Origin of the sequence: Pseudotamlana agarivorans (assembly GCF_001642835.1) — a bacterium.
In the GTDB taxonomy this organism is placed as follows: Bacteria; Bacteroidota; Bacteroidia; order Flavobacteriales; family Flavobacteriaceae; genus Pseudotamlana; species Pseudotamlana agarivorans.
The window spans coordinates 26,491-49,058 of sequence record NZ_LXEI01000007.1 but is presented as its reverse complement, the minus strand read 5'-3'; the positions used below and the strand labels follow the sequence as shown (position 1 = coordinate 49,058).

Genomic DNA, 22,568 nt, shown 5'->3' with positions numbered 1-22,568 from the left:
CAGTTTCTATATTTAAAACTGCATCGGTACTTCAATAAATAGTAACGAGGTATCTTCTTTCGCTTCCGCGGAAAAAGTTGCCGTTTCACTTATACCAATGGCATCTCTGGTTTCAAGTACTACATCACCAAAAGCAACTTTCCCATAAACCACCATGACATAAACGCCGTGTTGAGCGGATTTCACCTTATAGTTTAATGCTTTACCAGCTTCCAAATCTATGCGTGATATTTTAGCGTCTTGATGAATCTTCAATATGTTTTCATTTTCATCATCCATTGAAGATACCAATAATTGAAGCTTGTTTTTCCTATCCGCTTCTTTAAATGCCTTTTGATCGTAACGTGGTTCAACCTGTTGCTGATTTGGCATAATCCAGATTTGAAACAATCCGAGATGCTCCTCCTGAGACCCATTAATTTCTGAATGTTGAACACCCGTTCCTGCCGACATCACCTGCACTTCTCCAGGTAGCACAGATTCCCAAGAATTATGCATAGAATCTCTATGTTTTAATACGCCTTTTAAGGGAATGGTGATGATTTCCATTTTATCATGAGGATGTGTTCCAAAACCCATTTTAGGCGCTATAACATCGTCATTTAGCACACGAAGCGCACCAAAATTGATTTTAGCTGGGTCATGATAATTTGCAAAACTAAATGAGTGATTGGCTTGTAACCAACCATGATTTGCAAAACCACGACTATCTGCTTTATGAATAACTGTTTTCATCTTATTTATTCTTTCTATTTATCTTATTTTATCTAGTAAATCACTTAATTGTATAGCTTCCGATTCGGTAAGGTTTACAAGCAAGTCTTCTTTAAAATCTTTAGAAATTTCTTCTAATAAAGTTAAACCTAAATCGGTAATTTCTATATGAACAACGCGTCTATCCCCTGGACAAGGCAGTCTATTTATCAACTTTTTAGTGCATAATTTATCCATTAAACGCGTGGCATTTGGGGCACGCTCTAACATACGCTCTTTAATGGTTTGCACACTAATAGGCTCACCTGCTCCTCGCAAAATTCTTAAAATATTAAACTGCTGAGGCGAAATTCCAAAAGGCTTAAAAAATTCATTTTGATGGCTATTTATCCAGTTTGCCGTATAAATAATATTGATTAATGCTTTTACTTTAGCATTTGGGAATTTTGATTGAATGTCCTTTGAAATATCTCCCATACCTACAATGCATTTTGAAAAGTTTCCACTTTTTTTGTTAAATCGGCATTAAAACCACTATCCGCTATTTTATTATCAGCAAAGTGTTCTCCAAAAAATGGTAAAGAAAAGGTCTCCACTATTTCCGCATTATGAAACGGAAACCTTCCTGAAGCAATTTCCAAAACTGATTGCCCCCCTCTACCTCCTGGTGAAGTAGCTAAAAGCAACATTGGTTTACCGTAAAAAGTTTTACTTTCAATACGTGTCATCCAATCGAATAAATTTTTAAAAGCTGTGGAATAGGCTCCGTTATGTTCGGCAAGTGATAAAATAATACCATCTGAATCCTTTATTAAATTTAAAAAATCATGAGCCTTTTCTGGAACGCCTATTTCTGATTCTAAATCGACACCAAAAAGCGGCAGTTCAAAATCATTTAAATCCAAAATGTTAACGTCTATATTTTCCAATAAACTGGAAGCGTAAACGGCTAATTGCTTATTTATTGAGGTTTTACTATTACTTCCTGCGAATGCTATTACTTTTTTCATATCTATATTTTTGATGATACAAATTTAAGCAAAATAAATTTATATTCCAAGGAATATATTTCCATGTAAAATATATAAACAACCATTAACTTACAATAAAAAATAATTAGACTGATTAAGGATCACACAATTTACTTGTATACATTAAGCTAGAATAGCTATTTTTGTGCTTAGCTTAATAATCAAACACATTATGGATCTTAACTTCAATAAAAACGAAGATCACAATAAACTTTTACTCTCAGACCTTAACCAACGCTTTATAAAAGTTAGCCTTGGCGGCGGAAAAAAACGCATTGAAAAATTACATAGTCAAGGCAAAATGACGGCTAGAGAGCGTATTGACTATTTATTAGACGAAAAATCTAAATCCATTGAAATTGCCGCCTTTGCAGGTGAAGACATGTACGAAGAGCACGGTGGATGCCCTTCTGGCGGCGTAGTTGTAAAAATAGGATACATACAAGGTAAACAATGTGTTGTTGTGGCAAATGATGCGACTGTAAAAGCTGGTGCCTGGTTTCCTATTACAGGAAAAAAGAATCTTAGAGCACAAGAAATTGCCATAGAAAACAAGCTCCCAATTATTTATTTAGTTGATTCTGCAGGCGTTTATCTCCCTTTACAGGATGAGATATTCCCTGACAAAGAACATTTCGGTCGCATATTCAGAAACAATGCGATTATGAGTAGTATGGGTATTACCCAAATAGCTGCTGTTATGGGTAGTTGTGTCGCTGGTGGTGCTTATTTACCTATTATGAGTGATGAATCTATAATCGTGGATAAAACGGGCAGTATTTTCCTTGCTGGAAGTTATTTAGTTAAAGCCGCGATTGGAGAATCCATTGACAATGAAACTTTAGGCGGTGCAACTACTCATTGTGAGATTTCTGGGGTTACCGATTATAAGGCTAAAGATGATGAAGATGCTTTAAATACTATAAAAAATATCGTAGGTAAGATTGGTGATTATGACAAAGCTGGTTTTAATCGTATTGAAGCCAAAAATCCTCTAGAGAATCCAGAAGATTTATTCGGAATTATTCCGAAATCTAGAGCCGATCAATATGATATGTATGAGGTTATCAAGCGTTTAGTGGACAACTCCGAATACGATGAATATAAAGCTGGTTACGGACAAACCATAATTACCTGTTATGCTAGAATTGATGGCTGGGCGGTTGGTATCGTAGCTAATCAGCGAAAACTGGTTAAAACCAAAAAAGGTGAAATGCAATTTGGAGGTGTTATTTACAATGATAGCGCCGATAAAGCCACCCGTTTTATAGCAAACTGCAACCAAAAGAAAATTCCTTTAGTTTTTTTACAAGATGTTACTGGATTTATGGTTGGTAGTAAAAGTGAGCACAGTGGCATTATTAAAGATGGCGCTAAAATGGTAAATGCAGTAAGTAATTCGGTGGTTCCTAAGTTTACCATTATCATCGGTAATAGCTATGGTGCTGGTAACTATGCCATGTGTGGAAAGGCCTACGACCCTCGATTAATAGCCGCTTGGCCAAGTGCAGAATTGGCTGTAATGAGTGGTAATTCGGCCGCAAAAGTTTTGTTACAAATAGAAAAAGCTTCCTTAGAAAAATCTGGAGAGAAAATAACTCCTGAAAAAGAAGCGGAATTATTCAATAAAATTAAGGACCGTTACGACAATCAGGTGTCGCCATACTATGCAGCAGCCAGAATTTGGACCGATGGTATTATTAATCCGTTAGACACCCGAACTTGGGTAAGTATGGGTATTGAAGCAGCAAACCACTCTCCTATTGAAAAAGCTTTTAATTTAGGTGTCCTACAAGTTTAACAAAGGGATTTATTTTTAAATACAAGTAATATTTCGTATCTTATTGATTGAAAATCAACAACTTCAGTCATGGATACAATTAAATCATTAAACAAATGGGCGAACACACACACCTATTTGCCTTTAGATATGGTTCGTGTGGCCTTGGGTGTATTTCTTTTCTTTAAAGGCATTAACTTTATGGCCCATACCGAATTGCTTATGGGACTTTTCGAACCTATTGAAAACTTTGCGGGCGGCATGCTTGTACTGCATTATATTGCACCTGCTCACTTTATTGGTGGTGTGCTTATTGCCTTCGGACTATTAACTCGTTGGGCTATTATTGCACAGCTCCCTATTTTAATTGGAGCCATACTTATCAATTTTGTTGGAGAAATGCATGTAAACAACCTGATACTCGCTATTTCAGCACTATTAGTATGTAGCTTCTTTTTAGTTTACGGTTCTGGAAGACATTCAGCGGATTATTATTTTAAAATGCAGCAGTAAATGGCTTATTCCATTAATCTATGCTTAGATTTTTAGATTCCTAAAATCTAAATGACCACAAAAAAAATTCTTTAATAGTTCTAAGTTTAAATGACCTAGAACTATTAAAGAATTATAAAATCAAATAATTTTATTATTTAATTTCCGTGCTAAACGGAAATAACAATTGTACACCTTTTTTATCAGTTAAGGCTTTAATTTCCTTTAAAAGCTTATAGTTTTCTACACCTAGTTCTTCTTCTAAAATCGTTTCTTTTGCTTTTACCAATCCAAATTCTCGAAGCATTTTATCAAGGTCTTTTTCAAAAACAGGAAATTCATTAATTCTATACGTTTCAATATTTGCAGCTTCAGCAGCGCGTTTAAGCGCCAAATCTAAACCACCTAGTTCATCTACTAATCCTATTTTAATCGCATCAGATCCTGTCCAAACTCTTCCTTGTGCAATTTCTTCTACTTGCTCTCTAGTTAAATTTCTTCCGTCGGAAACGCGAGTAGAAAACAAATCATAAATATCAATGATGCCTTCCTTAATATACTTATGTTGTGCTTCGCTTAAAGGCTCAAAAAAGCTGTAGGTTACAGCATTTGTATTAGTAATAACTTGCTCGGCGTTAATCCCCATATTTTCCGCCAATTGTTTTCCATTAGGCAACATTCCAAAAACACCTATACTTCCAGTAATTGTAGTAGGTTCTGCAATAATTTTATGTGCATTTGAAGCGATGTAATAACCACCAGAAGCAGCCAAATCACCCATAGAAACAATAACAGGCTTAACCTTTTTAGTCAGTTCTATTTCTCTCCAAATAAGCTCACTAGCTAATGCCGATCCTCCTGGAGAATTGATTCTTAGTACCACTGCTTTTACTTTTTCATCTTCGCGTGCTTTTTTAAGCGAAGCATTCATAGAGCCCTGACCAATAGTATTTTCATCACCTTCACCATACATGATGTCTCCCTGAGCATAAATCACAGCAATTCTATCTTTTGCCGAATAATCTCTAATTTTGGACGACGCATAATTTGAGTAATCAAAAATAGAAACCATTTCAAGAGTTTCTTTTTTCTTTACTCCAATAGCCTTCTTCATCCCATTCACATATTCATCATGGTATGCTATTTTATCTACAAGGCCAGAAGATTTTGCTAGCTTAGGTGTTCTAGCTAATAAACTATCAGCAATAAGATTTAATTGATCTACAGGCACTTTTCTGGTAACAGAAATATCTTGTTTAATATCTTTCCATAACGCATTTAAGTAAACAGAAATTTGTTCTCTGTTGTTATCACTCATTTCATTACTTAAAAAAGGCTCTACAGCACTTTTATACTTCCCTAAACGTACCACTTCCATTTTAACGCCCGATTTTTCTTGAAAATCTTTAAAATATAAGCGCTCGGAATACAAACCTTTGAACTCCATCATTCCAGCAGGATTAATGTAGATGGTATCAGCTACAGAGCTTAAGTAATAATCTTTCTGTGAAAAAACATCGGCGTAAGCTACAACAAATTTTCCTGATTCTTTAAACTTCAGCAACGCACCACGTAGGGCTTTAACTTGGGTAATTCCTGCATCAACGAAATTATTATCAATAGAAATTCCTTTTATATTATCGTCGGTAGCCGCGTAATTAATGGCATCAATAATATTAAACAAACCATTTTTTTTAGATTCGTTTAAAAAGGTATACTGTTTAAATTCAATCTTTCCTGCGTAATCCTTAATAGGAAAGTCTAATTTTAAATTTAAAACTGAATTTGGTTTGATACTAACCGTGTCACTAGACGTAGACCCTGCAATAACACCAACAATAATTAATCCGACAACACATAACATGCAAAATAAAATGATACCTGTTAATGTTGATAACACACGTTTAAAAAAGCTCATATAAAATGTTTCCTAGTTAGTATAAAAAGAATGTGGTTTGTTACAAATTATTAAGAGTTAACCGAGTCTAAAGTTCTTTGTCGGTGAATTTTTCCTGAAGAAGTTTCTACAAATTTTGGAACATTAATAATTTCTTTTGGTTTTTCATATTTACCTAAATCTTCAAAAACCGCAGGTTCTAATTTATTGGAATCACTTTGAATCACTAAAACAAGTTTTTCACCTAAAGTATCATCTGGCTTAGAAGTTATGAAAAAGTCCGTTTGAATTTTATTCTGAAGTTTACGTTCTATTTGCTCAGGATATAATTTAATACCACCAGAGTTCACCACGTTATCGTAACGTCCTAACCACTCAAAGCTGTCTTCCGAATGAATTTTAACAATATCATTAGTTACAATCGTTTCATCTGAAATGGCAGGTGCTTCAATAACCAAACAATCTCTATCATCAGTAGAAATAGTAATATTTGGTAAAGTCTTGAAATATGATACTTTTTCAGTACTCTCTAAATTATTAAGTTTTCTCACAGCAATATGCGACACGGTCTCTGTCATACCATAAGTTTCATAAACCATAGGTTTTTTATCCTGAATTAAATCAACAATATGCTTAGAAACCATACCTCCACCAACAATAACAGCTTTAATACTTTCTATATCTTTAGCAAAATTTTTAAGTTGCATTGGTGTAAAGGCGCAAAAATCATAGTCTTTTTCATAATCAATTCTTGGAAAAGCAGAAGGTTGGACCATATCCAGTTCCAAACCTAAAATAATCGCCCTTACAATGGTCATTTTACCAGCAATAAAATTTGATGGTAAACAATGTAACACCTTGTAACCTGGTTTTAAATTAAAGAAATCGCCAGTCGCCAGAGCAGAATTTACCATAGCTTGTTTCTTTATTTTTAATTTTTTAGGTTTTCCTGTAGACCCCGATGTTTGTACTTCAACATAATCATAATCATCTAACCAATCCAACAAAAAGTTACCCAGTTCTTGCTGAAAAGGCAAACCTTCCTTCACATAGCTGTAAGCTACTTCCATTAAATCTTCATGTTTATAACTTACATTATCTAACTTAAACTTGTTGTGAACATTTCTATAATTCGGCATCATAACTATTCAAATTTATATTATTTTCTATCTCTGGTTCTACTAATTTTCCGGTAAGTTTCTCTTTCCAATTGGTCCATTTATATTTTTTGGAAAATACAAAAAGTAACGCTGGAAACACAATAAAAACTGGAACAAATATTTCCATAAATCCCATCTCTGTAGGGTCTGATAAATCTTTAAATATGGAATGGGTTTGAAAGGCTGTCCAGTCTGCAGACACTAAAAGCGCTGTAAATAAATTATTTGCTGCATGAAAGCCTAAAGCCAGTTCTAATCCATCGTCCATAAGCGTCATGATTCCTAAGAAAAAACCCGTTCCTATGTAATAAATCATAATAACGTAACCCAATTGTTCTACCTCTGGATTTGCCAAATGCATTAAACCAAAACCAACAGACGTTATTAATAATGGCGTCCATCGGTTTTTAAAAATCATGCCAAAACCTTGCATTAAATAACCTCTAAAGAAGTATTCTTCAAAACTCGTTTGTATTGGAATTAAAACGATCCCTACAGCACAAAGAATTAAAAATGGTTTAAGCTGAAAGTTCCATTGAAATTCTTCTGGGTAGATAAAATAATCAATAAAAATAAAACTTACTGAAATAATTCCCCAAAGCACAAATGTAAACCAGAAGCGTGACCAGTCTATTTTTTTTCTAACCGTAGTTAAGTTTTTTATAGGAAGTTGGTGTAAATATTTCGAGGTTATAAAAACCCCAATTAAGCCCACAGAAAAAGCAATAAGCATGACAAACAGAAACAGATTACTACCTAGCAACAACATGATGTCCTGAGTACTCGAAATTGCAGGGTCACCACCGTATCGTATCATTTTATAGGCTACCGCAAGCCCCAAAGGAATCATACCAATAATCTGCCAGAAGCAAAATATGATTAACACACCAACAATGTAGCGCCACCAATCGTATAATCCTTTAAAAGCTTGTTCTATATACATTTAAATTATAAATTAAAGTTCCAGATTAAGTCATTTTTATATACTAATTCACCTTGACTTACCTCTAAAGGGCTTTCAAAATTATTGGTAAATAAACCACCAGTACCTAAACCTTGCGGCAAATTACTGTTCAGTTTAAAAGTAAATTGCGCTATGGCGTTTAATCCGATATTACTTTCTAAAGCGCTTGTAATCCACCAATTAATATTTTGATTTTCAGCGGCTGTTATCCAATCTGTACTACCACCAAAACCACCAATTAAACTTGGTTTTAAAATGATGAATTGCGGTTTAATGGTTTGTAACAATTCTACTTTCTTAGTTACAGAAAACACGCCTATTAATTCTTCATCCAATGCAATGGGAAGTGGCGTTTTTTCACATAAACTCGCCATATGATCCACCTGACCTTGCTTGATGGGTTGCTCTATAGAATGTAAGTCTAAATCGGACAAAACTTTTAATTTTTCTAAGGCTTCAGTAGGTTGAAATGCGCCGTTTGCATCAACGCGCAATTCGATTTCTTTTGATGAAAACTCTTTTCTAATGGATTTTAAAAGCTCTATTTCCGTTTGAAAGTTGATGGCACCAATTTTCATCTTAATACATGAAAATCCGGCTTCAATTTTAGATTTAATTTGAGATTTCATGAAACTTTCATCACCCATCCAAATTAATCCGTTGATAGGAATACCTTTTTTTCCTTGTGTAAATTCTGAAGGAAACAACTCAAATTGATCTTGACTTTGAAGTGACTGAAAAGCCATTTCCAATCCGAATTGAATGGAAGGAAAATTATAAAGCTCCCTTAATAAAGCCTCAAGACCTAGATGAATGTGCTCACAAGTCCATTTTAAAACGTCTTCATAATTAGGCACATCATCAATACTTAAACCACGAAAAACACCGGACTCCCCTACACCTTGTTTATTATTTTCGTGTAAAACAATAAACCATGTTTCCTTTTTTCGAAGTACTCCACGAGAAGTTCCACTAGCCTGTTTGAAATCTAAAATGTATTTATGATAAGTTGCTATCATTTTCCTTAATTATATCTTCCAAATTGAAATCCAATTCCTAAAAACACGCGAAATTGATCTAAATCATTTACATAAGAGACATCTAAGTTAATAGGTCCAAATAGTGATCTGTATGAAAATGTAGAACCTGCTGAAAACAGAGCACTAGGGTCTTCACCTTCAGACCAAGCCCCTTTAGGTGACAAGGCCGAATCTGTAAAATTGGTAAAATCTTTAAAACCTACAGTACCCAAACTAACGTGAGGCTTTATATAAACTTTATTAATCGGATTGTATTGAAGTCCTAAACTAACTGCCATGAATTGTGTTACTGGAAGTTCATCCTCATTTAAACCATTAAAAATAAAGGTGTTATACAAGCCACGATTTAAATCACCACCAACAAAAAACTTTCCGCCATAGCCATATTCATCAAAACTAAGTTCATCAGAATCTTTGGATTGCTCAAAAGTAAAAGCTCCCTTCGCTCCTATTATCGCTGTTAATGAAGATCTAACTGGGATTCGTCTTTCATATCTAACGATGGCATTTGTATAACCATTGGTGCTACCATCAATTTTTTCTTGATAATTTGTGTATCCCTCATCTACATTATGAACTAAAGATTGCCCTAAAGAGGCGTGTAACAAAGTACCTCTTTTACAGTAAAATACTTCTTCAAAACTATTGTAGTTAAAATGCACATCAACCAAAACATTATTGAATTTATAATGATCGAGAAGTAATGTGTCGTTACTTTTTGTAACTGCTATTTTCGGATCTAGCCTTAACCTAGTAGACAAAGCTGAAAAACCAAAATAACTTTTATTAGGTATCACATTACGGTTAAATTCATATTCGAATTGTAAGTTATTATTATTAATACCATTAACACCATAACCATCGGAATATACCTTTTGCTTAAGTTTAAGCCATAGCATTTCTGCACGCCACCACCACATATGTCGCTCACCAAATATTTTTTGATGCTGAAGTAGAAGTTTAGGTTGCTCGGCAATATCCAATGTAAACAATGACCTAGAAGCATTTCCTAATAAGTTTCTACCGGTATAATTCACAATAGCCCCTAATCCTCTATAAGTATCGTAATGCAAGGCTAATTTAACCTGGTGTTTTGAATTTTCAACGCCATTTATTTCAAGACCTAATACACTATCTTTCACTTTAGGTACAACCACTATTTGATTAAACAGATTGGTCCCCATTGCTCTATCGATTCCTGCTACAATATCTTTTGGCGTATAATTGGTATTGCTTTCAAAATTTATTCGAGATTTTACTAAGTTTAAGCTTCCCTTACTTATTCCTTTATAAATGACAGTATCTAGCTTGAATTCTTCTGGTACTTCAGGTACTTTTGGTCTTCTTTGCTCGAAAGTTTTTAACTTTTCTGCCAATTCTTTTAGCGCATCAGTTTGTTCGTTTGTTGCTATTTTACCTTCTTCGTAAATCTGACTACTTTTATTAAAATCACCTGTTGAATATGTCAAATTAGGTGTATGGTTGACTAACACATCACACAACTTTCTATTTTCGGGATTTTTCATACTACTCACCAACATACTGGTTTGAAACAGAATAGTTGTGATACTATTTAATTGGTCTTTAGCTTTTAATCCACCCCCAACATCACTTCCAATAATGATATCTGCTCCTAGGCTTTTAGCTATATCTGTTGGAAAGTTGTTTAGAATCCCGCCATCAACCAATAAGGTTTCTTCATATTCTACAGGCTTAAAAATAGATGGAATGGACATACTGGCTCGCATAGCCGTTAATAAGGAACCTCCTTTTATAACGACTTCATTTCCATGTACTATATCGGTTGCAACGGCGCGATACGGAATAGGTAATTCATCAAAATCATGCACGCCATAAACAGGATAAGTTAAAAGCGCAAGAAGTTCACGTAGATTTTGATCATTTAACAACCCCGTGCTAATAGATGGCTTTTTGTTTTGCCAATTTAAACCTACTAAATAGTTATCAAATTCACTTTTTTCTTCGTTTCCTACTCGAGCTAATGTAACTCTACCACCTAAAAGGTTTGTCCAATCTAATTTATTTAAAATCGAAGCAATATCATTACCCGAATACCCCATGGAATATAAACCACCAACTACACTACCCATACTGGTTCCCACAACTAAATCTGGAACAATCCCTAAGGAATCTAATTTTTGTAAAACAGGAATATGAGCAACACCTTTAGCACCCCCACCACTTAAAACCAAAGCTACTTTAGGTTTCTTTTCTTGAGCATTTAAAGGAAATTGAATACATATTATTAAAATAAGTAGGCAAATGAATTTTATTTTCTGACTCATAAATGGGGTTAGGTTAAGGTACTATAACTCAATAAACTCTCCAATTTCTAAAAGCATTAAGTCTTTATTTTTCTCAAAGAATTTACGTTTAGCTAGTTCATGATCAATCTCAATATATCCAAAAGTATCATAATGATAGCCCATTACTTTATCACATTGAATAAAATCACTAGCCAGAATGGCATCTTCTGTACCCATGGTAAAGTTATCTCCAATAGGCAAAATGGCTAAATCTAATGTGGTTTGAAGCGGAATAAGCTTCATATCATAAGTAAGCGCTGTATCTCCTGCTATATAAATATTTTTACGTTCACCTTCAATTACAAATCCTCCTGGTTCTCCGCCATAACTACCATCTGGAAAAGACGATGTGTGGATTGCATTAACGTACTTTACGGTACCAAATTCGAAATCCCATTTACCTCCGTGGTTCATTGGGTGACCTTCAATACCTAGTTTTTCGTAGTAACTTACAATTTCAAAATTTGAAACCACAACTGCTCCTGTACGTTTTGCAATGGCTTCAACATCTACAATATGATCCTGATGGGCATGGGTTACTAAAATATAATCGGCTTTAAGCGTTTCAATATCGATACTAGAAGCTTTTGGGTTTGCTGTAATAAAAGGATCCACAAGAATATGTACATCATTCACTTCAATACCTAAACTAGCGTGTCCATAAAACGTTATTTTCATCTTAAAAAATTTAGAAGATTAAATTACAAAAAATCTATAACAATTGCCCGATTCCCATTAACAATGCCAACAGGACCGTAGTTAATGCTAATTTCTTTAATTCTGGATCTAATAATTTTAAATCCACATTATTTTGCACTGTTTTTAAATGAATAAATAAAGGGATGTATGCGACCACATAAATAAAATTAAACGGTGAATCGTAATACATTACACCAAACAAAATGGAAAGTACAATAGCTGATATTATTAATACATAATGATATTTTTTCGCCTTTTTAGCACCTAATTTAACGGCAAGGGTTATTTTATTTGATTTTTCATCAGAAATACGATCTCTCATATTATTTAAATTCAAAACCCCTGTACTTAATAAACCAATAGTTATGGCTGGTAAAACCGTGATGAAGTTCACCGTTTTAGCATAGAGCACATAACATCCTATAACACTTACTAAGCCAAAAAATATAAAAACAAACACATCACCCAGACCTTTATAACCAAAAGCACTACTCCCAACCGTGTATTTAATGGCAGCAACAACGGCTGCTATACCTAAAATTAAAAACGTTAAAGACAGTAAAAAATGTTCTGAGCCAAAGGCTACAAAAATTAATAAAATTGCTAAAAACAGAGTTATTATAACCGTTATAATAATCGCATTTAATAATTGTTTCGGAGTAATTTTACCTGATTGAATGGCGCGTTGCGGACCAATTCTGTCATCATTGTCTGTACCCTTTATACCATCGCCATAATCATTAGCGAAATTTGACAGTATTTGTAAACCCAAGGTTGTTAAAATGGCTATAATACAAATGCCCCAGTTAAATACTTGATCATGTTTGGCTAAAAACGAAGCTAAAATAATGCCTGATACCGATAAAGGAAGCGTTCTTAAACGCATCGCGGAAATCCACGTGGAAAAGTTCCCCATTATGGAATCCATTTTTTATTAAAATTAGGCTTGCGTTTTTCTAGGAAAGCATTTCTCCCTTCAACCGCTTCATCGGTCATATAGGCTAAACGTGTTGCTTCTCCAGCAAAAACTTGTTGCCCTACCATACCATCATCAGTTAAATTCATGGCGAATTTCAGCATTTTAATCGAAGTTGGAGATTTCGCTAGTATTTCTTGAGCCCACTCATAAGCGGTACTTTCTAATTCATCATGAGGAATAACGGCATTCACCATACCCATTTCAAAAGCTTCTTGTGCCGAATAGTTTCTTCCTAAGAAAAAGATTTCACGTGCTTTTTTCTGCCCAACCATTTTAGCTAAGTAAGCTGAACCATAACCACCATCAAAACTGGTTACATCCGCATCGGTTTGTTTAAAAATAGCGTGCTCTTTACTTGCTAAAGTTAGATCACATACCACGTGTAAACTATGTCCGCCACCAACAGCCCACCCAGGAACCACGGCTATAACCGCTTTAGGCATAAAACGAATTAAACGTTGTACTTCCAGTATATTTAATCTGTGGTACCCATCTTCCCCCACATAACCTTGGTGACCTCTAGCCTTTTGATCGCCGCCACTACAAAATGAATAAACGCCGTCTTTTGTTGAAGGGCCTTCGGCTGATAATAACACAACACCAATATTAACATCTTCATTGGCATCATAAAACGCATCGTATAATTCACTTGTGGTTTTTGGTCGGAATGCATTTCTAACATTTGGTCTATTAAACGCTATTCTAGCCACACCATCACATTTTTTATAGGTAATATCGGTATATTCTTTTACTGTAACCCATTTAGGTTCTTCCATGACTTTAATTTTAGCCAAAAATAATTTTTATTTCCTTAAAACCCTTATTTCACCACTTAAAAATGATTTTTCAGAAACTTTAATTTACTTATATGGTATGAACTTTTCAAGAAATAAAGAATTGCTTATTATGGAAAGTGAATAGCTTCAAAATTACTACAACTATGATTATAAATTGATTTTACCTCTAAGGCTTTCCAAATAAAATTACCAAAATCCTATTTTATCCCTCCATTAAAAGTGAAAAAACAAAAAACTTAAGAAGCAATAATCTTCAACAATATTTATATACATTAAGATTATGTTAATTTTTTAACTTTTATTTTACACTTTTCCTAAAAAGAATAAATAGATTTTAAAAGCCGTTGGCTTGTAGTCTTTTATTGGTTAAATTTGCAGCAGTTAAAATCTATAAATAGTGTCATGACAACTACTTGACATTACACTGATAAACAACTATTTATGCTTGTAACCGCCACCATAATCATATCTACTTTAGTTATTTTAAACTTTTTATTGTTAAAATTCAGCTGCAATAAAACCATTAGAACTACTAAAGTAAATGAAAAGCCTATTGTATTAAAACCAGAGCATGGTATTAAAACTTTAACACCAAGATTAGCTCCAACTGGAAGTTAAATCTATAGCTAGGCGAATTCATAAAGTAAAAAGCTCTTACTTCTGGCAACAACAAATCTACTGCCAAAGTAATTACCATTGAATTTCCTTTTTTCCAACCTCTTTTAAGTACAAATTGGTAGCACTAAAACAACGGTTACCAAACCAATACCCTCTATTAGCACTTAACGGAGAAGGATGCCCCGAAGTAAGCACATTATGTTTTTTAATATCAATGAGTTTTACTTTCTTTTTCGAATAACCGCCCCAAAGTAAAAATACTATATTTTCTTTTTTGTCGCTCACTGTTTTAATAACAGCATCTGTAAATTGCTCCCAACCATTTTTTTGATGACTGCCTGCTTCATGAGCTCTAACGGTTAGAGTCGCATTTAAAAGCAACACGCCTTGCTCTGCCCATCGCTCTAAATTACCTGTTATAGGGTAAGCTTCGTCCAAATCCGTTTCAATCTCTTTAAAAATATTCACTAAGGATGGTGGATGTTTTACTCCATCGTTAACTGAAAAACACAACCCATTAGCTTGTCCAAATCCGTGATAAGGGTCTTGTCCTAAAATAACCACTTTTACATCTTCAAAGTGACAAGCGTCAAAAGCTTTAAAAATTTCATTTTTAGGTGGGTAGCACGTATGTGATTCATATTCAGAAGCTACAAAATTTTCTAACGCTTGAAAATAAGGTTTCTCAAATTCATTTACTAAATAAGGTTTCCAGCTATTATGAATTTCGTTATACATATAATATGGAGTGAATTAATTTAATATACGAACCATTAACTCCTTTAACAAATCGCCTTGAGATACCGCATTAGATCCTACGCCTTTACTTTTTACATCAAATTCTCTTAATGTAGCCACGACTGAACTTACTTTTCGCATGGGATAGTTTTTTGCAGCTGTAAGGTATTCATTTACAAAATAAGGATTCACTTTTAAGGCTTGAGCTACATGTCTTGACGACTTATCGTTTAATCCGTGAAGGTGTAATAGTTGAGAAAAAAAGTTGAACAACAAAGAAACGGTTACAACCATAGGGTTATCCTTGGGGTTGTCTCCAAAGTACTTTATAATTTTATAAGTTTTCTGTGTATTGCGTTCTCCAATCGCTTTTCGAAGTTCGAAATTGTTATAATCTTTACTTATACCAATATTTTCTTCGATATGCTCTGGCGTAATTTGAGTTTCTTTAGGAAGAATGATTTGAAGCTTTTCAAGTTCGTTATTAATTTTACTTAAATCGGTCCCTAAAAATTCCACAAGCATTTGAGCGGCTTTTGGTGTAATGGTATATTTTTTTGATGCCAAAACACGTCTAATCCAATCGGAAACTTGATTTTCATAAAGTTTTTTACTCTCGAATACTACACCTACCTTATTAATTGCCTTATAAAGCGCTTTTCGTTTATCTAACTTTTTATACTTATAGTCAATTACCAAAATGGTTGTAGGCTGCGGATTGGCAGCATAGCTAGCAAACTTTTCAATGGTTCGGGACAAATCTTGAGCTTCCTTAACAATCACCACTTGATACTCTGCCATCATAGGAAATCGCTTGGCATGACCTACAACATCTTCAACCGTAACATCTCTACCGTAAAGTACCATTTGATTAAAACCACGTTCTTCCTCAGAAAGCACTGAGTTTTCAATAAAATCGGAAATTTTATCTATATAATAAGGTTCCTCACCCATTAAAAAATAAATGGGTTTTAAATTGCCGTTTTTTATATCGGTTACCAGTTGTTTGACTTCGTCCAAATTAAAAAGATTTCAGATTAAAAAATAACACTATCCAACAATTATCTTAGGATATTTGGTATTTATATATTGTAGCGTAACTTTGAAAACTAAATAAATGTACTGTGCAAGCACTTAATTTTCCAGAATATTCATTTCGATTCAAAAGTAGCGAAAATAAAGCATCTATTTTTGATCCTATTCGTAAAAAATTTGTGGTTTTGCAACCGGAAGAATGGGTACGACAACATTGCATACAGTATTTAATGGAAGTAAAGAAATTTCCAAAATCATTAATCAATGTTGAAAAGGAACTCGTTATTAACAGCTTAAAAAAACGCTATGACATTGTCGTGTTCAACCCAGACGGTTCCATCCATTTAATTGTAGAGTGCAAAGCACCAAAAATCACTATAAACCAAAGCACTTTCGATCAAATTGCGCGTTATAATTTAGAGTTAAATGCTAGTTATTTAATGGTTACAAACGGACTAAATCACTATTATTGCCAAATGGATTTTAAAAATGAATGCTATCACTTTCTAGAAAACATTCCTAATTACAATTAATGAAAGTCGCCGTAGTTATATTAAATTGGAATGGTAAGGCCCTGCTTCAGCAATTTTTACCTTCTGTTGTAAAGTTTTCAAAAGAAGCCACCATTTATGTAGCCGACAATGCATCAACCGATGATTCGGTTCCTTTCTTGAAAACGACCTTTCCTTCAGTAAAAATCATTCAGAATGAAACCAATGGCGGTTATGCCAAAGGATATAATGATGCCTTAAAAAATATTTCAGCTGATATATTTTGTTTAATAAACAGCGATATTGAAGTTACCGAAAATTGGTTAACCCCTATTATAGAAGCTTTTAAAGCTGATGAAAATACTGCCATCATACAACCTAAAATTTTAGATTTTAAGCAGAAAACACATTTCGAATATGCTGGTGCTGCTGGTGGATATATTGACAAGTACGGATTTCCTTATTGTCGAGGACGCATTTTTGACACCCTTGAAAAAGATCTAGGTCAATATAACGACACGACTGATGTTTTTTGGGCATCGGGAGCCTGTATGTTTATTAGACAGCAAACCTTTAGTCAACTTCATGGGTTTGATGAGCATTTCTTCGCTCATATGGAAGAAATTGATTTATGTTGGCGCGCAAAAAACTCAGGTTACACAATTAATTATGTAGGCAATTCTACAGTGTTTCATGTTGGTGGTGCGACATTAAACGCTATAAACCCTAAAAAAACATTTCTCAATTTTAGAAATAGTTTGTTTACCCTGACAAAAAATGTAAACAGTTATTTATTTGGCATAATACTTGCAAGATTATGCCTCGATGGCATGGCAGGGATAAAATTTCTTGTTGAGTTAAAACCGAAACATACCTTTGCAATAATTAGAGCACATTTTAGTTATTACAAGCATATAAATCGGCTATTAAATCAGCGGAAACAAACAAAACAACGTATAAAATATTATAATAGGACATCGATTGTTTTTGACTATTTTATACTTAAAAAAAAGACTTTTAAAAGTTTAAAGTCTTAAGTAAAAGTTTTGTTAAATTGCTTTTGTCAGCAGAATTTTATATATTTTTGTTCAACCAATTATTGAAAGTTAATCCTAAAATTATTATGAAGAAAATCTTATTACTTAGTGCATCTGTAATGTTAGCCCTAAGCTCATGTGTATCAAAAAAACAATTTACAGATCTACAGGCAAAACAAAAGGAAACTCAAGATTTGCTTAATTCTGCAACGGTAAAACTTAATTCTTGTTTAGAAGACAGAGCAACAGCAACAGCGAGAGCCACTGCTTTAGAAGAGCAAGTAGCAGATTTACGTAAAAACAATGATAATTTAACGATGCTATCATCAAAGGGTGCTAGTAATATTGAAAAAACCTTAGAGAGCATCAAAGAAAAAGAGCTTAAAATTAACCGCTTACAAGATGCCTTAACACAAAAAGACAGTGTTACTTTAGCATTGGTAACTAGTTTAAAACGTGAAGTTGGAATTAACGATCCAGACATTGAAGTTAATGTTGAAAAAGGTGTGGTGTTTATTTCAATTGCTGATAAATTATTATTCCAAAGTGGTAGCTACAATGTAACCTCTAGAGCTAAAGAAGTTCTTGCCAAAGTGGCTAAAGTTGTAAATAGCAAACCTGATTTTGAATGTATGGTAGAAGGTCACACTGATTCTGTACCTTATAGTAAAGGTGTATTAATTGACAACTGGGATTTAAGTGTTAAGCGTTCTACTTCTATTATTAGAGTATTGGAAAGTTTAGATGTAAACCCAGGACAACTTATTGCAGCAGGACGTAGTTCATATGTTCCTTTAGTTGACAATGATACTGCCGAGAACAGAGCTAAAAACCGTCGTACACGTATTGTTGTATTACCAAAAATCGATCAGTTCTACGACATGATTGAAAAAGAAATGAAAAATCTTTCAGCTGGAAACTAAGCTGTAATGTTATAACATTAAAAAACTCAACTGAAAGGTTGAGTTTTTTTTTGCAATAAATCTTCTTTGCCTTCTACTCTATATTAAAAATTACTTCCAATTCTTCGATAGAATAATAAACAAAACCAAATTTAATATCGCTGTTATAAAGGGTATAATTTACCCCTTTTTTTAGAGGAAAATCATTTTTAAATACCAAGATCCATAAAATGGAGATATTGGTTTTAGTGAGATTTTTCATAAATGCATTTTAAGTTTGTGTTAGCAAAACATCAACGTTTTGGTGCTTTGTCTAACAAAATTCATGAATTTTTAAATTTTTGAAATGTGAAAATCATAAATAATATTCACTATTACTCGAAATTAATTAACATTTCATCAATACAAACCTATTTTTTTAACAATACACTGAAAATTCATCAATCAAGCAGCTCAAACTGCTCCGAAAGGGGTTTTGACTTCCAATTCTTTGATTCTTTAAGATTATATTATGAGTTTTGTCAAGTACTAACTCAAATTCCAATTTATGAAAAAGAAATTATGTGCATTGGTGATGTTGCTTTTTGCATGCTCAATTCAATTTTCTTATGCACAAGAAAACACAGTTTCTGGAAATGTCAAAGATGAACAAGACATTCCCATTGCCGGTGTTACGATTATTGTAGAAGGCACCACAACAGGTGTTGTTACAGATTTTGATGGTAATTATGCCATTGAAGCAAAATCAGGAGATATCCTTCAGTTTAGTTTTGTTGGTTTAAAAACCAAAACGATTACTCTAGGAAGCTCCAATTCAATTAACGTAGTGATGGAAGAAGACATTGCTGCACTAGATGCCGTGGTGGTTACAGGGTATCAAAAAATTGATCGAAAATTATTTACAGGATCGGCTTCTACTGTAAAATTAGAAGAAGCTAAATTAGATGGTGTTCCAGACGTAAGCCGCTCGCTACAAGGACAAGTAGCCGGTGTTGAAGTAGAAAATGTTTCGGGTACTTTCGGTGCTGCACCAGTTATTAGAATTAGAGGTGATGCTTCGATTAACGGTACTAACAAACCTCTATGGGTTGTTGATGGGGTTATTTTAGAAAACGCCATTGAACTTTCTAATGAAGAAATTACTTCTGGTAACTTAAGTACCTTATTAAGTTCTTCTACAGCAGGATTAAACCCTGAAGACATCGAATCTTTTCAAGTGTTAAAAGATGCCTCTGCTACCGCATTATATGGTGCACGTGCCCTAAACGGTGTTATTGTAATTACTACTAAAAAAGGTACTTCTGGTAAGCCTTCTATAAACTTTTCAACTAATATTACGACTAGAGCAAAACCTACATACGACCAGTTTAACTTTTTAAATTCTGGTGATGAGATGAGTGTTTATCAAGAGCTTTATGAAAAAGGATGGATCGATATAGCCGGTGCTAATGCAAGTAATAGTCATGGTGTATTTGAAGATATGTTATATAGCATTGTAAAAGGTGATATTGATTGGGGAACCGGTGGAACACCAAACTATGATTACCTTCAACGTTATGCCGATGCTAATACTGATTGGTTTGATGTGCTATTTAAATCTTCATTTATGAGAGCCAATAACTTCAGTATATCATCAGGTTCAGATAAATCAAGATTTAGAGCATCTATAGGTACTATGGTCGATGATGGACAAACCATAGCCGATAAAGTAAAAAACTACACAGCTAATTTAAATGGTAATTTCACTTTATCTGATAAATTATCCCTGGGCATGAAATTAACTGGAAACGTAAGAGATCAGCAAGTAGCTGCCTCTCAAGATAGAGAGTTAAATGAGATTACTGGTTTGTATGAAAGACAGTTTGATAACAACCCTTTTAATTATGCGCTTTATACGAGTAGAAGTATGACCCCTTATGATCAAAATGGAGATCGTCAATATTTCAGAAAAAACTACGCCCCTTTTAATATCTTACACGAGGTTGATCACAACTTTGTAAACCTAGATGTTTTAGATTTATCTTTCCAAACCGATTTAAAATGGAAAGTAACAAAAGACCTTAATTTTACTACTGTATTACAAGGAAGATGGTATACAAGTAATGCCGTTCAAACCATTCACGAAAACTCTAATAATGCTGAAGCTTATAGAGCTGATAACCCTTTAATTAGAAATAGTAATATATTTTTATTTAGAGATCCAGATGCCCCAGAGTTAGAACCTTATAGTGTTTTACCTAATGGCGGATTTAGAAAAACGAGTGATCATACCTTAACAAACTATTACGCTAGAAATCAGTTTGATTACTCGCACACTTTTAACGATATACATACCGTTTCTGCTTTACTAGCTCAAGAGTTAACCTATAGCAACCGATCTACACAGAAAAATGATGGTTGGGGTTATATGTTTGATAAAGGAGGATTAATTTTAAGTGACCCTAACTTTATTAGATATTTAGATTCTCGTGGCTTAGATTACTTTAGCGCCTTAGAAACCAAACAACGTGGTTGGGGTATGTTTTCTAACATAGCTTACTCGTACGATAATCGTTATGTTATTAACGGTACTTATACTTATACTGGAGATAACAGAACGGGAGACGCATCAAGCGCAAGATATTTGCCAACCTACAACATAAGTGGTGCTTGGAATATCCACCAAGAAACGTTTATGGACAACGCTGCTTGGGTAAACTTATTAAAGCTTAAATCGACTTACGGTCTTTCAGGATCTAACCCATTTAACGCTAGTGCCGGTTTAATTGTTTATGGTGCCGAACCTTTACGTCCTCAAGACTCTGAAAGTGAAGTATCTTTAATTATTTCTCAATTAGAAAACAGCGAATTAACTTTTGAGAAACTATACGAATGGAACATAGGTTTAGAAACTAGCTTTTTTAATAATGCGGTAAGTCTTGAATTAGAATACTACAAAAGACATTCTAAAGACCTTATTGGTTTTATTGAAACTAACGGTGTTGGTGGTGAAGGTACTAAACTTGGTAATATTGGAGAGTTTATCCGTAATGGTTACGAAGCTAATTTAAGCACACAAAATGTAAATTCAGGAAACTTTAGATGGTCTTCAAACATTAACTTTAGCCACTCCGAAAGTGAAATTACACAATGGGAATCTAGAGACAATATTGGTGCAGCCGTAAGTAGAAATGGTGCTAATATTGAAGGATATCCGGTTAGATCATTATTCTCTATTCCATTTGCTGGATTAGATTCTAATGGTGTACCAACTTTTTATGCAGCCGATGGCAGTATCATTCAATCTATGAATTTACAGAACAGAACTGATATCACGGAGCATTTAAAATATGAAGGCCCTACAGAGCCTATTTTCTTTGGAGGTTTCAATAATAACTTCTCTTATAAAAACTTAAGTTTAACGATTGGTTTCTCATATCGAGGAGGTAATAAAATTAGATTAGACGAATCGTTTTCTAGCAGTTATTCTGATGACAGCTCTCTACCAGGAGAGTTAATTAACAGATGGACATTACCTGGTGATGAAAATATCACTAATATTCCTGCCATTTTATCTGAAACAGCTGCACAAGCCTTAAACTACCAAGGCTTAAATGCTTACAGTTTATATAATAAGAGTGATGTACGTGTTGCCGATGGTGATTATGTAAGACTTAAAAACATTAAGCTTGCCTATGCGTTTCCTAATAGTATTACGGACCACACATTCATTAAATCTGCAACAGCGAGTATTTCAGCATTTAATTTATGGCTAATTTATTCTGATGATAGATTAAACGGTATAGACCCAGAATTCTATCAATCTGGAGGTGTTTCATTACCATTAACCAAAAGTTTCACCTTTAGCCTAAACTTTAACTTCTAGTC

General features: G+C 33.9%; 21 protein-coding genes. 7 read left to right on the top strand and 14 right to left on the bottom strand.

The window, feature by feature from the left end; all coding sequences use genetic code 11:
• Window positions 1–12 precede the first annotated feature (12 nt).
• Genes A6I66_RS09250 through A6I66_RS09240 form a run of 3 tightly spaced genes read right to left on the bottom strand, consistent with a single transcriptional unit; the run spans window position 13 to window position 1,724 of the window.
• A complete protein-coding gene (locus A6I66_RS09250; protein WP_067148211.1) occupies window positions 13–735 on the bottom strand; it encodes a pirin family protein in 723 nt (240 codons plus the stop codon).
• An 18-nt stretch (window positions 736–753) separates the two neighbouring features.
• Window positions 754–1,191, bottom strand: a complete 438-nt coding sequence (locus tag A6I66_RS09245; protein WP_084399604.1) for a MarR family winged helix-turn-helix transcriptional regulator — start codon at window positions 1,189–1,191, stop codon at window positions 754–756.
• Window positions 1,192–1,193: 2 nt separating this feature from the next.
• Window positions 1,194–1,724, bottom strand: coding sequence for an NADPH-dependent FMN reductase (locus tag A6I66_RS09240; RefSeq protein ID WP_067148205.1), 531 nt, complete (start codon window positions 1,722–1,724; stop codon window positions 1,194–1,196).
• Window positions 1,725–1,917: 193 nt separating this feature from the next.
• Between A6I66_RS09240 and A6I66_RS09235 the strand changes: the two genes are divergently transcribed.
• Entirely contained in the window at window positions 1,918–3,546 is a 1,629-nt protein-coding gene (locus A6I66_RS09235) for an acyl-CoA carboxylase subunit beta (RefSeq protein ID WP_067148202.1), read from the top strand.
• A gap of 69 nt (window positions 3,547–3,615) precedes the next feature.
• Entirely contained in the window at window positions 3,616–4,038 is a 423-nt protein-coding gene (locus A6I66_RS09230) for a DoxX family protein (protein ID WP_067148199.1), read from the top strand.
• 133 nt (window positions 4,039–4,171) lie between these two features.
• On the opposite strand, the gene sppA is transcribed toward A6I66_RS09230, so the two are convergent.
• Genes sppA through A6I66_RS09190 form a run of 8 tightly spaced genes read right to left on the bottom strand, consistent with a single transcriptional unit; the run spans window position 4,172 to window position 13,859 of the window.
• Window positions 4,172–5,935: a signal peptide peptidase SppA gene (sppA, locus tag A6I66_RS09225; RefSeq protein WP_067148196.1), complete on the bottom strand. Its 1,764-nt coding sequence runs from the start codon at window positions 5,933–5,935 to the stop codon at window positions 4,172–4,174.
• A gap of 50 nt (window positions 5,936–5,985) precedes the next feature.
• Entirely contained in the window at window positions 5,986–7,056 is a 1,071-nt protein-coding gene (locus A6I66_RS09220) for an AMP-binding protein (RefSeq protein ID WP_067148193.1), read from the bottom strand.
• The gene (locus A6I66_RS09215; RefSeq protein WP_067148190.1) at window positions 7,040–8,017 is read right to left on the bottom strand and encodes a CPBP family intramembrane glutamic endopeptidase; all 978 of its coding nucleotides are present in this window, start codon (window positions 8,015–8,017) and stop codon (window positions 7,040–7,042) included. The genes A6I66_RS09220 and A6I66_RS09215 overlap by 17 nt, the downstream gene beginning before the upstream one ends.
• Window positions 8,018–8,022: 5 nt before the next feature.
• Window positions 8,023–9,057 carry an o-succinylbenzoate synthase gene (locus A6I66_RS09210; RefSeq protein WP_067148187.1) on the bottom strand — a complete coding sequence of 345 codons (1,035 nt, stop codon included), beginning with the start codon at window positions 9,055–9,057 and terminating at the stop codon, window positions 8,023–8,025.
• A gap of 5 nt (window positions 9,058–9,062) precedes the next feature.
• Window positions 9,063–11,384: a patatin-like phospholipase family protein gene (locus A6I66_RS09205; protein ID WP_084399602.1), complete on the bottom strand. Its 2,322-nt coding sequence runs from the start codon at window positions 11,382–11,384 to the stop codon at window positions 9,063–9,065.
• 21 nt (window positions 11,385–11,405) lie between these two features.
• A complete protein-coding gene (locus A6I66_RS09200) occupies window positions 11,406–12,083 on the bottom strand; it encodes a metal-dependent hydrolase (RefSeq protein WP_067148183.1) in 678 nt (225 codons plus the stop codon).
• A 34-nt stretch (window positions 12,084–12,117) separates the two neighbouring features.
• The gene (menA, locus tag A6I66_RS09195; RefSeq protein WP_245683450.1) at window positions 12,118–13,032 is read right to left on the bottom strand and encodes a 1,4-dihydroxy-2-naphthoate octaprenyltransferase; all 915 of its coding nucleotides are present in this window, start codon (window positions 13,030–13,032) and stop codon (window positions 12,118–12,120) included.
• The gene (locus A6I66_RS09190; RefSeq protein WP_067148177.1) at window positions 13,020–13,859 is read right to left on the bottom strand and encodes a 1,4-dihydroxy-2-naphthoyl-CoA synthase; all 840 of its coding nucleotides are present in this window, start codon (window positions 13,857–13,859) and stop codon (window positions 13,020–13,022) included. The genes menA and A6I66_RS09190 overlap by 13 nt, the downstream gene beginning before the upstream one ends.
• A 462-nt stretch (window positions 13,860–14,321) precedes the next feature.
• On the opposite strand from A6I66_RS09190, the gene A6I66_RS16655 reads away from it, so the two are divergent.
• Window positions 14,322–14,498, top strand: a complete 177-nt coding sequence (locus A6I66_RS16655) for a hypothetical protein (RefSeq protein WP_157614167.1) — start codon at window positions 14,322–14,324, stop codon at window positions 14,496–14,498.
• A gap of 72 nt (window positions 14,499–14,570) precedes the next feature.
• On the opposite strand, the gene A6I66_RS09185 is transcribed toward A6I66_RS16655, so the two are convergent.
• Window positions 14,571–15,236, bottom strand: coding sequence for a uracil-DNA glycosylase (locus A6I66_RS09185; RefSeq protein ID WP_067148174.1), 666 nt, complete (start codon window positions 15,234–15,236; stop codon window positions 14,571–14,573).
• A 15-nt stretch (window positions 15,237–15,251) separates the two neighbouring features.
• Window positions 15,252–16,256 (bottom strand): DNA polymerase III subunit delta, encoded by a 1,005-nt coding sequence (gene holA, locus A6I66_RS09180; protein ID WP_067148171.1) that lies wholly within the window; start codon window positions 16,254–16,256, stop codon window positions 15,252–15,254.
• A gap of 104 nt (window positions 16,257–16,360) precedes the next feature.
• Between holA and A6I66_RS09175 the strand changes: the two genes are divergently transcribed.
• From A6I66_RS09175 to A6I66_RS09165, 3 genes are all read left to right on the top strand, one after another.
• Window positions 16,361–16,804 (top strand): type I restriction enzyme HsdR N-terminal domain-containing protein, encoded by a 444-nt coding sequence (locus A6I66_RS09175; protein ID WP_067148168.1) that lies wholly within the window; start codon window positions 16,361–16,363, stop codon window positions 16,802–16,804.
• The gene (locus A6I66_RS09170) at window positions 16,804–17,799 is read left to right on the top strand and encodes a glycosyltransferase family 2 protein (RefSeq protein ID WP_067148165.1); all 996 of its coding nucleotides are present in this window, start codon (window positions 16,804–16,806) and stop codon (window positions 17,797–17,799) included. The genes A6I66_RS09175 and A6I66_RS09170 overlap by 1 nt, the downstream gene beginning before the upstream one ends.
• Window positions 17,800–17,885: 86 nt before the next feature.
• A complete protein-coding gene (locus A6I66_RS09165; protein WP_067148334.1) occupies window positions 17,886–18,722 on the top strand; it encodes an OmpA/MotB family protein in 837 nt (278 codons plus the stop codon).
• A 73-nt stretch (window positions 18,723–18,795) separates the two neighbouring features.
• On the opposite strand, the gene A6I66_RS16650 is transcribed toward A6I66_RS09165, so the two are convergent.
• Window positions 18,796–18,963, bottom strand: a complete 168-nt coding sequence (locus tag A6I66_RS16650; protein WP_157614165.1) for a hypothetical protein — start codon at window positions 18,961–18,963, stop codon at window positions 18,796–18,798.
• 285 nt (window positions 18,964–19,248) lie between these two features.
• On the opposite strand from A6I66_RS16650, the gene A6I66_RS09160 reads away from it, so the two are divergent.
• Window positions 19,249–22,566 carry a SusC/RagA family TonB-linked outer membrane protein gene (locus A6I66_RS09160; RefSeq protein ID WP_067148162.1) on the top strand — a complete coding sequence of 1,106 codons (3,318 nt, stop codon included), beginning with the start codon at window positions 19,249–19,251 and terminating at the stop codon, window positions 22,564–22,566.
• Window positions 22,567–22,568 lie beyond the last annotated feature (2 nt).

Coding starts and splice junctions, on each gene's coding strand:
- A6I66_RS09220 (WP_067148193.1), bottom strand. CDS start 7,056: ATGATGCCGAATTATAGAAATGTTCACAACAAGTTTAAGTTAGATAAT.
- A6I66_RS16650 (WP_157614165.1), bottom strand. CDS start 18,963: ATGAAAAATCTCACTAAAACCAATATCTCCATTTTATGGATCTTGGTA.
- A6I66_RS09245 (WP_084399604.1), bottom strand. CDS start 1,191: ATGGGAGATATTTCAAAGGACATTCAATCAAAATTCCCAAATGCTAAA.
- A6I66_RS09185 (WP_067148174.1), bottom strand. CDS start 15,236: ATGTATAACGAAATTCATAATAGCTGGAAACCTTATTTAGTAAATGAA.
- A6I66_RS09235 (WP_067148202.1), top strand. CDS start 1,918: ATGGATCTTAACTTCAATAAAAACGAAGATCACAATAAACTTTTACTC.
- A6I66_RS09240 (WP_067148205.1), bottom strand. CDS start 1,724: ATGAAAAAAGTAATAGCATTCGCAGGAAGTAATAGTAAAACCTCAATA.
- A6I66_RS09205 (WP_084399602.1), bottom strand. CDS start 11,384: ATGAGTCAGAAAATAAAATTCATTTGCCTACTTATTTTAATAATATGT.
- A6I66_RS09250 (WP_067148211.1), bottom strand. CDS start 735: ATGAAAACAGTTATTCATAAAGCAGATAGTCGTGGTTTTGCAAATCAT.
- A6I66_RS09230 (WP_067148199.1), top strand. CDS start 3,616: ATGGATACAATTAAATCATTAAACAAATGGGCGAACACACACACCTAT.
- A6I66_RS16655 (WP_157614167.1), top strand. CDS start 14,322: ATGCTTGTAACCGCCACCATAATCATATCTACTTTAGTTATTTTAAAC.
- A6I66_RS09190 (WP_067148177.1), bottom strand. CDS start 13,859: ATGGAAGAACCTAAATGGGTTACAGTAAAAGAATATACCGATATTACC.
- menA (WP_245683450.1), bottom strand. CDS start 13,032: ATGGATTCCATAATGGGGAACTTTTCCACGTGGATTTCCGCGATGCGT.
- A6I66_RS09210 (WP_067148187.1), bottom strand. CDS start 9,057: ATGATAGCAACTTATCATAAATACATTTTAGATTTCAAACAGGCTAGT.
- sppA (WP_067148196.1), bottom strand. CDS start 5,935: ATGAGCTTTTTTAAACGTGTGTTATCAACATTAACAGGTATCATTTTA.
- A6I66_RS09200 (WP_067148183.1), bottom strand. CDS start 12,083: ATGAAAATAACGTTTTATGGACACGCTAGTTTAGGTATTGAAGTGAAT.
- A6I66_RS09215 (WP_067148190.1), bottom strand. CDS start 8,017: ATGTATATAGAACAAGCTTTTAAAGGATTATACGATTGGTGGCGCTAC.
- A6I66_RS09160 (WP_067148162.1), top strand. CDS start 19,249: ATGAAAAAGAAATTATGTGCATTGGTGATGTTGCTTTTTGCATGCTCA.
- A6I66_RS09165 (WP_067148334.1), top strand. CDS start 17,886: ATGAAGAAAATCTTATTACTTAGTGCATCTGTAATGTTAGCCCTAAGC.
- A6I66_RS09170 (WP_067148165.1), top strand. CDS start 16,804: ATGAAAGTCGCCGTAGTTATATTAAATTGGAATGGTAAGGCCCTGCTT.